Raw genomic sequence first — 12,281 nt, 5'->3', positions numbered from 1 at the left:
GGATCAGCATCTATCTTATGAAGAGACCCTGAAATGAATTCAGGGTGACGATCTAAGTGAGATATAATTACTAAGACGTTTAGAATACTAACCAATTATAATATGAAATTTGCCTTTAGTCTCAAAAACAAGCTTAAAATTGCTTTCTTGCTTTTTTGCATCATGTGCTGCACCTTATTGATCCGTTTTTTGGAAGATAAAAGTGTAGAGAAGATTAACGAATCTTTTATTTCGATGTACAATGACAGGCTGGTACCGGCAACAGATTTATATTTTATTGCTGAAAATCTGTATTATAAAAATGAGATTCTTCAGGAAACATTGTTAGGTAATGGTGCGGTTCATCCCTCAACTGGTATGGTGAAAATGAATAAACACAACCGTAAAATAGATTCGGTAATTAATAAATACGAACTCACTTTATTGGTAAAGCAGGAAAAAAGTTTTTTAAATGATCTTAAAAAGGCATTAACTGTTCAACAGGGATTGGAGGCTAAAATTTTGAACATGGCGGGCACAGAGGGAAGGGCAATTTATGAATCGATGGGTAGAAATGCTGCAAACCAGACTTTAGCCAAACTTTCGGCACTCATCAAAATACAATCTAAAGTAGGGAACGAACTGATTAAAGGATCAGAAATTTTTGTTTCGGGAACCAAGGTTTACTCTACCTTGCAGGTGATTTTGGCTATTGTAATCGGGATTATGATCGTGGCCATCGTTTCGGCATCAAATGCGGTGAAGGTGCAGAACGAAAAGTTTAATCTGAATTAGGTTTTTGCCACGGAGGCACGGAAATCACGGAAATTGGCCCTTCATCTCGATCGTAGCGGAGATCCTTCAACTACGCTATCAATGACATACGCTAATAAAAAGTGTCGTCATCTCGACTGGAACGGAGTGGAATGGAGTGGAATGGAGAGATCTATCTAGAGAGATTTCTCCATTTCGTTTCACTTCAGTCGAAATGACGATTTATATATTGGCCACGGAGGCACAGAAATCTCAGAAAAACTGTTCCGTGTTAAATCTGTGTCTCAGTGGCTAATTATAGATACTATCTGTGTGTATCCTTTTGATCTGTGGTTAACTTACTCAGCATCCTCATCTGTAATCAGTCTGATCGAATCGTCAGAAAGCATAATCAAGCGCTCTTTATACAATGAACCAATGGTTTTTTTGAAGGCACTTTTACTGATCTGGAAACGGTGATAAATATCTTCAGGAGAGCTTTTATCGCCCAGCTCAATTACACCGCCACTCTTTTTCAGCTCTCTTAACATCATTTCTTTCGAATCGAGAATATGGCCATAACCGCTTGGTTGCAGGGTTAAATCAATTTTACCTTCCACGCGGATTTTCTTGATCCATCCTTTACGCATTTCGCCCGGTTGGATATTATCGAAAACCTCATTATTGTAAAGCAAACCGATATAAGTATTGTTGATAATGGCATTGAAACCAAGATCTGTTTCTTCGGTAATCAATAAACTTACTTCGTCGCCCTCTTCAAAATCGAAGCCATCTTCTTCCACAAAATCGTACAGTTTAGAAGAAGCCAAAAGGCGGTCGTTACTTTCGTCTAAATACAGGTAAACCACATATTTATAGCCTTTTTGCATTGGCCTTTTTTGTTCGCGATCAGGCACATACACATCTTTATCGATGCCCAGATCCATAAATACGCCATCATCGCCATCAGAAACCACTTTCAAAAAAGCGAAATCGCCCACTTCGGCATAAGCTTTCTGAGTTGTACCGGTTAAGCGGCCATCTTTCTGTACAAAAACAAAAACATTAATATTGTCGCCAATTTCTACGCCGCTTGGAACGTATTGGTAAGGCAGGATCACCAGTTTATCGCCGTCGGTTAAGTTTAATCCAGCTTCTGTTTTGCTTAAAATTCTTAACTCGTTGTATTTTCCTATTTCAATCATGTATTTTGGGTTTAACCATTTTCTTCAATGGCTTTTGCTGCAAAGGTAGCAATGTTTAGTGGCAAATTGGGTTTAAATGAAGTTGAAAGATATCTTAATGTTTTGCCTGGAATTAAAGCTAGGATATAACTAAATAAGCTATTTCTAATCATTACGTCATGCTGAATTTATTTTACAAGTAGAAATAGTATTTTCAATTGTCTTGTAGCTACTATGTGGTCAGCATCTTCTTTGTAATAAAGACCCTGAAATAAATTCAGGGTGACGACTCTTATAGTAATTAATGCTGTATTAGAAAATTAAGGATAGTCAATGAAAAATATATATTTTAGCAGCTTATCTAATATTTAAATCTACAGTATGAACAAGCAGATTCCTCCATTTTTTTTAAGCGACGAGTATTTTATTGATGAGAAAGTAAACTTTTTGAAGTTTGCAAACGAGTATAAGGTTTACAACGATCAGGGCGCTCAGATCGGGATTATTAAACAGCGTATTTCTGGATGGCAAAAGGCTTTAACTTTGCTGGTTGATAAGCGTATGATGCCTTTTAAACTGGAAATTACCGATACCAACGACCAGTTGCAGGCCACCATTACAAGAGGCTGGACCTTCTGGATGTCGAAAATTATTGTGACCGATCCGCTTGGTGTTGAAGTGGGCATTATTAAACAAAAATTTAAATTCTTTAAGCCAACTTTTACCATTTCAAGCCCAACATCGGGAGAGGAGATTGCAAAAATATCTGGCGATTGGAAAGCCTGGAACTTTAGCATTACCAATAATGCAGGTGCCGAAATGGGCAAAATCAACAAAAAATGGGCTGGTGCTTTGAAAGAGGTTTTTACCACGGCCGATAAATATAATGTTTCTATCGATCCCAGTTACGCCGAAAGCAATCAAAAAGTGGCGATTGTAGCTACCGCAATTACGATTGATATGGTTTTGAAGGAAAGCAAGTAGGATAATTAACTGTTTAAACGGTTAATATTAAGTAGGAGCCTGTATCATAAAAGTAATTTCTCCTTAAATTATGTCATGTTGAGCTTGTCGAAACAACTTAGGAGGTATTTAAATAAGTCCTTCGACAAGCTCAGGATGACAAATCTATAATTATGATACAGCCTCTTTTAATTTTATAGCTTTCTTCTTCTTCTATAATTTTCTTACAAACGTTATCAATTAATTCGGCTAAATTTGGAACCTACAATTTAAGGTATCTTCATTGATATGGAAAAAACCAAAGAAGCCAAAAAGCCGAGTATTTTCAGTTTACTTGGGAATTACAGCGGCTTAATTTTTATGCTGATCCTGTTTGCTTTGCTCAGTAACGGTATCAACCTACTCTTACCGAAGATTATTGCCAGCGGTATCGATGCTTATACCAACAAAACTTTTAATCTTCAATCTATCCTGCTTCAGTTTTCGCTGGCCATTGTTCTGGTTTTTATCTTTACTTATTTACAAAGTATCGTACAAACCTATGCTTCTGAGCGTGTGGCAAGAGATTTGAGAACCAGGTTATCTAATCAAATTTCGCGACAAAGCCATGCCTACATTATTCAGGCTAACCCCTCAAAACTGCTGACTAACCTTACCGCCGATGTTGATTCGATCAAAATGTTTGTTTCGCAGGCCATTGTTTCCATCTGCTCATCTATATTTTTAATTGTTGGGGCAAGTATTCTGCTCCTGATGATTAACTGGAAACTGGCACTTTGTGTAATTGCGATTGTACCGATTATTGGCGGTGCATTTTTTTATGTGCTCAGCAAGGTAAAAGTGCTTTTTAAAAAGAGCAGGGAAGTAATCGATTGGCTGAACAAGGTCATCAGCGAAAGTATTTTAGGTTCGGCTTTAATCCGCGTAATTAATTCGCAAGCCTTAGAATACCATAAATTTTTGGATGCAAATGCCAAAGCGAGAGATTTAGGGATATCCATCCTCCGCATGTTTGCAGCCTTGATTCCGGTGATTGTTTTTACAGCCAATTTATCTGGTTTATGCATCTTGGTACTGGGTGGTCACTTTGTAATTACCAATTCGATGAGCCTGGGCGAGTTTACTGCTTTTAGCAGTTACCTTACCCTCATTATATTTCCCATTTTGGTGATTGGTTTTATGAGCAACGTAATTGCACAGGCTACAGCGTCATACCAAAGGATAGAAACGGTGTTAAATGCTGCGGAGATTAAACATCCAGGCACCCTGACTACACAATTGAAGGGAGATGTAGAAGCGAAAAATATTACTTTGAGTTTTGGACAGAAGCCAATTTTAAAGTCGGTTTCATTCTCTGCCAAAGCAGGTTCTAAAACCGCAATTATTGGCCCTACGGCTGCGGGAAAATCACAATTGCTTTATATTTTAACAGGTCTGATTGAAGCAGATTCTGGTGCGGCCTTGTTTGATCACGAAGAAATTAAGAAGTATAACCAGGAGAATTTCCACCAACAGGTAGGCTTTGTATTTCAGGACAGTATCATGTTCAACATGAGCATTAGGGAAAATATAGCCTTTAGCGATACCGTTACAGACGAATCGCTGGCCAAAGCCATCGCCACTGCAGAACTTAAAGATTTTATAGATGCTTTGCCCGATCAATTGAATACCATTGTTTCGGAACGCGGAAACAGCCTTTCAGGTGGACAGAAACAAAGAATTATGCTGGCCAGGGCTTTAGCGGTGAATCCGAAGATTTTATTACTCGACGATTTTACAGCCCGTGTGGATACCAATACGGAGAAAAGGATTCTGGAAAATATCCAGCAAAATTATCCAGGTTTAACTTTACTTTCTATTACCCAAAAAATAGCTTCTGTTGAACATTATGATAAAGTGATCTTGCTGATGGAAGGCGAAATCATTGCAGAAGGAACCCATCAGGAGTTGCTGAAAAGCAGTCCTGAATATGTTCAGATTTACAATTCACAACAGAGCACCAGTAATTATGAACTACAATCTTAACCAGCTTAGCAACAAGCAGGAAAAGCAATCTACCTATAAGGCTTTAAAAAGCCTGCTAAAGTTGATATCGGCTGAACGTAAAAACCTTTGGCTGGCACTAATTGCCATTTTGGTAAACTCGGGATTATTGCTCTTGGGGCCATTGTTAGTGGGCCACACGGTTGATACCTATATTCGTACCAAACAATTCCATGGTGTGCTTATTTTTGGTGGCATCCTGTTGGTGATCTACATGATTGCCATGGTTACCGGTTACACCCAAACCAGGTTGATGGGGGGAGTGGGCCAGCGAATGTTATACACTTTACGCAATGCCATTTTTAATAAACTGCAGGAGTTACCCGTTTCATTTTTTAACCAGAATAAAGCAGGAGACCTGATTTCGAGGGTGAATAACGATACGGATAAGCTTAACCAGTTTTTTTCACAATCGTTAATGCAGTTTATTGGTAGTATAGTCACGATGATTGGAGCAGGTATTTTTCTGCTTTCGATTAATTTAGAACTGGGGGCTGCAACACTTTCGCCTGCGGTGGTTATTGTTCTTTTTACGGTGGCATTATCACCCTGGGTAAAAGGAAAAAATGCTAAAAACTTAAAAAGCGTTGGCGGAATGAGCGCCGAAATACAGGAAAGCCTGAACAACTTTAAAGTGATTATTGCCTTTAACCGCAGGGATTATTTTAGAAAACGTTTTGATGAAGCCAATACTGAAAACTATAAAACGGCAATAGGTGCTGGTTTAGCCAACAATATTTTTGTGCCTGTTTATGGATTGCTATCGAGCATAGCACAACTGATTACCTTGTTATTCGGTATTTATCTCATTTCTACTGGCAACTTTACTTTGGGTTTATTGGTGAGTTATATTGCTTATACCACCAATTTTTATAATCCATTAAGACAATTGGCGGCCCTTTGGACCAGCTTTCAGGTGGCGATGGCCAGTTGGGACAGGATATCGCAGATTCTATCGTTAGAAAGTGACCTGAAGCAGATTGAAACAAAAGAAACCATCACTTCTGATGCTTTGCTAGAATTTAAAAATGTGCATTTTTCTTATGATGACAGTAAAGAAATCCTCCATAACATTAACCTAAAATTTGAAAAGGGAAAAACTTACGCCTTAATTGGGCCAACCGGAGGGGGGAAAACCACCACTGCTTCCTTAATCTCCCGCCTGTATGATGCCACAAAAGGAACGGTTTTATTAAATGGTAAAGATATCCGTTCATTTTCTGCTGAAGAAAGAACACAAAAAATCGGTTTCATTTTGCAGGAGCCATTTTTATTTACCGGAACGGTAAAAGAGAATATTTTGTACGGCAACAGTCAATATAAGGAAGTAAGTGATGCGCAGCTGGAGAAAATAATTGAAGAAGCCAATTTAAATGCACTTTTAGCCATATTTGATGAGGGCTTAAATACGCAGATTACTTCAGGATCGGATAGTATCAGTCTGGGGCAGAAACAGCTGATCGCCTTTATGCGTGCGGTGTTAAGAAATCCTGAGCTGTTGATTCTTGATGAGGCCACAGCCAATATCGATACCATAACCGAACAACTTTTGGGAAGCATTTTAAATAAGCTTTCAAAAGAAACTACGCTGGTGATTATTGCACACCGTTTAAATACGATTGAAAATGCCGACGAAATTTATTTTGTAAATGAAGGTGAAGTGCAAAAGGCCGGAACGCTGAACGATGCACTAAATATGTTACTAAAAGGGAAACGGGTAAGTTAATACTTTTACAACCTTTGGTTAGTCGGGATTTGTAATCTCGACTGTGTGAATTGTGGATTTGCAATCCACAAAAGCATTAAAAAACCTTAACTCGATGATCGGGATTACAAATCCCGACCAGCAAACACCGATTATATATATAAAATACAAATGAAAAAATACTTCTTCTTTTTGGCATTTTCTGCCTTTGGCGTTAGTGCTTTTGCACAAAATGCAGGTGATAACCTTTTTGTTCAGGACAGTTTAAAGGTGATTTCTGCACAATTTAAGTTTACAGAAGGTGCTTCGGTTGATAAACAAGGGAATGTTTTTTTTACCGACCAGCCTAATGATAAGATCTGGAAATATGGTATTGATGGAAAACTGAGCCTGTATATGGATAAATCGGGTAGGGCAAACGGAACTTATTTCGATAAAAAGGGCAACCTGATTGTATGTGCAGACGAGCATAACCAGATCTGGTCTATTGATAAAAACAAAAAAATAAAAGTGCTCTTCAGCGATTATGAGGGCAAAAAGGTAAACGGACCGAACGATATCTGGTTGGATGCCAAGGGAGGCATTTATTTTACAGATCCCTATTATCAACGCGATTACTGGACTAGAAAATCGCCCGAAATTGAAGGTCAAAAAGTGTATTATCTTCCAAAAGGGAAAAAAGAAGCCATCGTGGTTGCGGATGATGTGGTTAAACCTAATGGTATTGTGGGTACGCCAGATGGTAAATTTTTATATGTAGCAGATATGGGGGCGAATAAAACCTACCGTTATCATATTGGTGCCGATGCTAAATTAACCGACAGGCAACTAATCCTTAATCAGCATTCTGACGGGATGACTTTAGACAGTAAAGGAAATATTTATGTAACCGGAAAAGGAGTGAATATTTACAAGCCTACAGGCGAAAAAATTGGCCATATTGATATACCCGAAGAGTGGTGTGGTAACATTTGTTTTGGTGGAAAAGACAAAAACATGCTTTTTATTACGGCTTCAAAATCACTGTATGTTATTCCCGTGAATGCAAAGGGAGTGGAGTAATAGTTCGTTATGCCCGTTTAAAGGCATGTAAAGCCCAAAAAACAAAGATGAATTAAGCCGAAAAATTTTTCTGTTCAGTTTATTCAACCCCTAAAAATATTAAACACATTAATTAGTTTTGGATTCCTACTTATAGGGATAGACGACTATGAAAAAGCCCTCTCAGGATTGAAGGGCTTTTTTAATTTAATCCATCCTTAAGGTTTTAGGTTCTGCATGTAGCCGGTTGGCGTTACACCGAACTCTTTCTTAAAGGCTTTTGTAAAGTATGATTGTGTTTGAATACCGATCCTGTACATAACCTCTGTCATCAAAACATCTTCACTTTTCATGATTTCAATGGCTTTTCTGAGTCTGGCCGATCTCACAAACTCACCAATAGATTGTCCTGTGATTGATTTTATTTTCTGGTAAAGTTTGGTTCTGCTCATTCCAATTTCCTTGCAGAGGTAATCGATATCCATTTCAGGATTGATCATTTCCGCATCTATGATCGATAATAATTTAGTGAGGAAAGCCTTGTCTCTTTCAGAATGGGCAAGCGCTTTGGGCTCAATATCCTTATTTTTTAAATAGTGGTCTTTCAGTTTTTGCCTTTGCTCAAAAATATTTTTGATGGTGAGCTGTAACAGGTTAATGTTGATGGGTTTGGTGAAATAAAGATCGGCACCCGATTCGGCACCTTCAATTTCAGCTTCCACACTGTTTTTAGCGGTAAGCATTAAAAACGGGATATGGCTTGTTTCAATATCTTCTTTAATGAACTTACAAAATTCTGTTCCGTTCATGCCCGGCATCATCACATCGCTGATAATCAGATCAGGTAAATTTTTTCGGGCCTGTTCAAGCCCTGAATGGCCGTCTGAAGCTTCAATAATGGTATAAAACGGACTTAAGGTATCTTTTAAAAAGGTTCTCAGTTCTTCGTTGTCATCTACAATTAGGATACTGGTTTCAGTATTTGCAGGTATTTGTTCGGTTCCGAGTTGGATTACTTCAGTTTCCGACCGGTAGCTGATGCTTTCCAGCCTTGTACCACCTGGCTCGTTATTTTGGCTGAACTGTTCGTTTAGTGTATAATCTGCTTTGCTACTTGGGATGCCGATAATAATTTCTGTTCCTTCATTCCGCTGGCTTGATACCTGAATTAAGCCTTTATGCAATAAGGTCAAACTCTTTACGAAAGCCAATCCCACTCCCGAGCCCAGATGCGTTTCAGTTATCCGGTAGTAGCGCTCAAATAAATGCTGGATAGAATCTTTAGAAATCCCAATTCCACTATCAATCACGCGGAAATAGATGTAGGCTTTGGCCTCATAGTCACTTTTGATCACCAATTGGTTTTCAAATTTTGGTTTATAATCGGTCAGTTCGGTGAAAACCTGAAGTTTGAGTGTTCCGCCAGCTTTTGTGTATTTAATGGAATTATTAATCAGATTGAGGATAATTTTTTCAATCACTTGTCTGTCGAACCAGATATCGGCAGGGAGATTTTCTTTTTCTACCGTAAAGCTGATTCCTTTTTCAGCAGCCATTTCCGAAAATTCTTCGGCCACTTCATCAATAAAAAGGTTCAGGTTACCGTTTACCACATTGAGTTTTAAAGCCCCCGAAGCTGTTTTTCTAAAATCCATCAGTTCGTTAATGAGCCTCAATAAGCGGTTGGCGTTGCGGTGGATGGTGTGGTAATAACTTTGGAAACTTTCTTGTGTATCTTCCCTCAACAGGCGTTCTATTGGCCCTAATATTAGCGAAAGCGGGGTGCGGAATTCATGCGAAATGTTGGTGAAAAACTGAAGCTGTGTCTGGTGGATTTCTTCTCTTTTTTCTTCCTCTATTTTTCTGATTTCCAGTCTGCGTTTAAAGCTCAGCGCTAAATAGGTTAAGTAAAGAGCGGTTGCAATAACGATTAACCTAAACCACCAGGTTGCCCAGAAAGGTGGAGAAATGATGATTTTTACAGCAGTTCCGGTGGTATTCCAAAGATTATCATTGTTCGATGCCCTAACCCTAAAAGTATAGGTTCCCGGATCGAGGTTGGTGTAAAAGGCCTGTTTCACATGGCCGGCAAAAACCCAGTCTTTATCTTCACCCTCTAAGCGGTAAGCATAGTTGTTATTTTCGTTGGCCACATAATTTAAACTGGCAAAACGGAATGATATTGAAGCCTGATCATAATCCAGCTGAAGTTCTTTGGTGTAACTGATGTCGTTTTCGAGCACAGAACCAGCTGTATTTGGTAAGATTTTTTGATTGAAGATCTGAAATTCTGTAAGGTAAACAGGGGGGATAAATTTGTTGGTCTGGATATCATCAGGGAAAAACGAGTTGAAACCGTTTATTCCCCCAAAAAACATTTCCCCATTCCGGGTTTTTAAATAGGCATTGGTTTCAAATTCAAGTCCCTGCAAACCATCAGCTGTATTATATTTTTTAAAAGTCTGGTTTTGTGGATTAAATCTCGTCAGGCCATGGGCAGTTGAGATCCAGAAATTGCCCTGGTCATCTTCCGTAATTCCTTTTATAAATTCAGTTGATAAACCTGCTTTTGTGGTGTAAAGTTCAAATTTGTTCTTTGCACGGTTAAAGCGGTAAAGACCAGCCTGCCCAATCCAAAGGTTTCCTTTACTGTCTATAAAAATTACCCTTAAATCCGGTCGTTTTCCACCGCCCAAAAAATAATGGGTAAATACCTGGCTATTGAGGTTATAACAGTTTAAACCGCCATCATCGGTGCCGATCCAAAGGTTTTTGTATTGATCTTCATTAATGGACACAATGTTGTTGCCCGTTAACTTACTGCCATTTTTCCCCTCGGTAATGCGTTTAAACTGTTTGCTCTGCGCATCGAAAAGGTTTAAACCACCATAATAAGTGCCGATCCAGATGTTTCCATTGCTGTCTTCGAACGATTTTTGTACATAATCCGAAGAAATGGAAGTCGGATTGGCATTGTGGTTAAAACGGGTAAACGAGCCATCGTTGTGCATCAGGTTTAAGCCACCTGCCCAGGTACCGACTAATAACAAGCCGCTTTTGGTTGCGGTAATATCTAAAACGGCATCGGCACCAATACTATTTAGGTTGAAGGGATTATAGCGGTGGTGGATAAAGGTTTTACTGGTTTTGTTATAGATATCGAGTCCGCCACCATCGGTCCCAATATAAATGTTGCCAGCTTTATCTTCATGGAAAGCCCTTACATCATTGTAACTTAAACTGTTTTTGTTGGGCTCCTGGCGCACCAATTTAAACTTTTCTGCCTGTGGGCTATAAAGGTTTACGCCCCCGCGGTGGGTACCGATCCAAAGGTTATCCTGCTGATCGACAAAAAGGGCCGAAACGGTACGTTGCGATAAACTAAAAGCATTGCCAGGCTCGTTCTGATAATGTGTAAATGTTTCAGTTTTTGGATTAAAAAGGTTTAGGCCACCATTAATACCGCCAACCCATAAGTTTTTATGCTGATCGAAAACAATTGTCCTTATCAGGTTGCTGCCTATACTATTGCTGTTTTTTTCCTGGTGTTGGTATGTTTTAATGGTATTCTTGTCAGAATCGTAATGGATGAGGCCATTTTCTTCTGTTCCAAACCAAAAAGAGCCATTTGAATCTTTTTTAATCACCCTGAAGGATTCATTCTCTAATGTTTTAATAACTGCTGCTTTACCTGATTTAAGGTCTAACATATGAATCCCGGCATCGGTAGCCATCCAGATATTTCCTGCTGCATCGCCATACAAATCGTTGATGTAATCCTTTCGGTCGGTTTTTGCCACATCAGATTGATATTGATATCGGCTGAAGGTATTCGAAGTTTTGTCGAGCAGGTTTAGTCCACCACCATAAGTGCCTACCCAGATTCCTTTGCTGGTTTCTTTAACTGAGGTAACAATGTTGGTCTGGTTCTTTTGGTCTTTGGCCCTGTAGGTTGAGAAATTGTTTTTATCGGCATTAAACCTGTTCAGTCCATCCGAAGTGCCGATCCAAAGCGTATGGTTTTGATCTTCAAAGATGCACCTGATAAAATTATCACTGATGCTATTTTCGTTTTTGTTGTGCTTAAAAACAGTAATCTGATTGCCATCGTATTTATTCAAACCATCGCGTGTACCAAACCAGATGAAACCCCGATGGTCTTGAAAGATGCATTCGATGGTACTGTTCGATAGTCCATCCTCTACACTAACGTGTTTAAATTTTAAATTTTGTGCGCTAACATTTCCTATCGAAAAAATAAAAAGGAGCAGGAAAAAAGTTCTCGTTAACGTGTTCATTTGACAGTTTATGCAGACAGTTCTGAGCCGATAAAGATAATTGATTTTTTATCAACCTTATTATAAACGATGGCTTATCCCCGGAACGTCATTCCCAACTGGATTTGGAATCTTAAAGCCTTAGCCAGGCTTGTATTATTCCTAAAGATTAGCTTCACTGAGTACTTCGTAGTTCCCGCCTGCGTGAATGAGGCATGAGGAATGGCGATTAAAAGCCATTTAAAGCAATAATATGTCGATTAGCACAAAAAAAATGAACAATAGCACAAGGCGGAGAGTGCGATAAAACCTTCATTTGTATTGTTAATTCTAACC

At 38.9% G+C, this 12,281-nt stretch carries 7 protein-coding genes; 5 read left to right on the top strand and 2 right to left on the bottom strand.

Going from position 1 to position 12,281, the window contains the following annotated elements:
* Positions 1-102 precede the first annotated feature (102 nt).
* Complete coding sequence (locus tag AC04QZ_RS06585) at positions 103-774, top strand: MCP four helix bundle domain-containing protein (RefSeq protein WP_086547020.1); 672 nt, start codon at positions 103-105, stop codon at positions 772-774.
* 317 nt (positions 775-1,091) lie between these two features.
* On the opposite strand, the gene AC04QZ_RS06580 is transcribed toward AC04QZ_RS06585, so the two are convergent.
* On the bottom strand, positions 1,092-1,937 hold the full coding sequence (locus AC04QZ_RS06580) for a CvfB family protein (protein WP_478357087.1): 846 nt from the start codon (positions 1,935-1,937) through the stop codon (positions 1,092-1,094).
* 360 nt (positions 1,938-2,297) lie between these two features.
* Between AC04QZ_RS06580 and AC04QZ_RS06575 the strand changes: the two genes are divergently transcribed.
* The 4 genes from AC04QZ_RS06575 (at position 2,298) to AC04QZ_RS06560 (ending at position 7,689) form a co-directional block, all read left to right on the top strand.
* A complete protein-coding gene (locus AC04QZ_RS06575) occupies positions 2,298-2,900 on the top strand; it encodes an LURP-one-related/scramblase family protein (RefSeq protein WP_057933366.1) in 603 nt (200 codons plus the stop codon).
* Between the two features lie 267 nt (positions 2,901-3,167).
* Positions 3,168-4,904, top strand: a complete 1,737-nt coding sequence (locus AC04QZ_RS06570; RefSeq protein WP_478357086.1) for an ABC transporter ATP-binding protein — start codon at positions 3,168-3,170, stop codon at positions 4,902-4,904.
* Entirely contained in the window at positions 4,888-6,648 is a 1,761-nt protein-coding gene (locus AC04QZ_RS06565; RefSeq protein WP_478357085.1) for an ABC transporter ATP-binding protein, read from the top strand. Before AC04QZ_RS06570 ends, AC04QZ_RS06565 begins: the two co-directional genes overlap by 17 nt.
* A 150-nt stretch (positions 6,649-6,798) precedes the next feature.
* Positions 6,799-7,689: an SMP-30/gluconolactonase/LRE family protein gene (locus AC04QZ_RS06560; protein WP_478357084.1), complete on the top strand. Its 891-nt coding sequence runs from the start codon at positions 6,799-6,801 to the stop codon at positions 7,687-7,689.
* 197 nt (positions 7,690-7,886) lie between these two features.
* Here AC04QZ_RS06560 and AC04QZ_RS06555 read toward each other — a convergent pair whose 3' ends face one another.
* On the bottom strand, positions 7,887-11,966 hold the full coding sequence (locus AC04QZ_RS06555) for a hybrid sensor histidine kinase/response regulator transcription factor (RefSeq protein ID WP_478357083.1): 4,080 nt from the start codon (positions 11,964-11,966) through the stop codon (positions 7,887-7,889).
* Positions 11,967-12,281 lie beyond the last annotated feature (315 nt).

This window comes from Pedobacter folensis, assembly GCF_056490665.1.
This window is presented reverse-complemented; position numbering and strand designations above follow the sequence as displayed.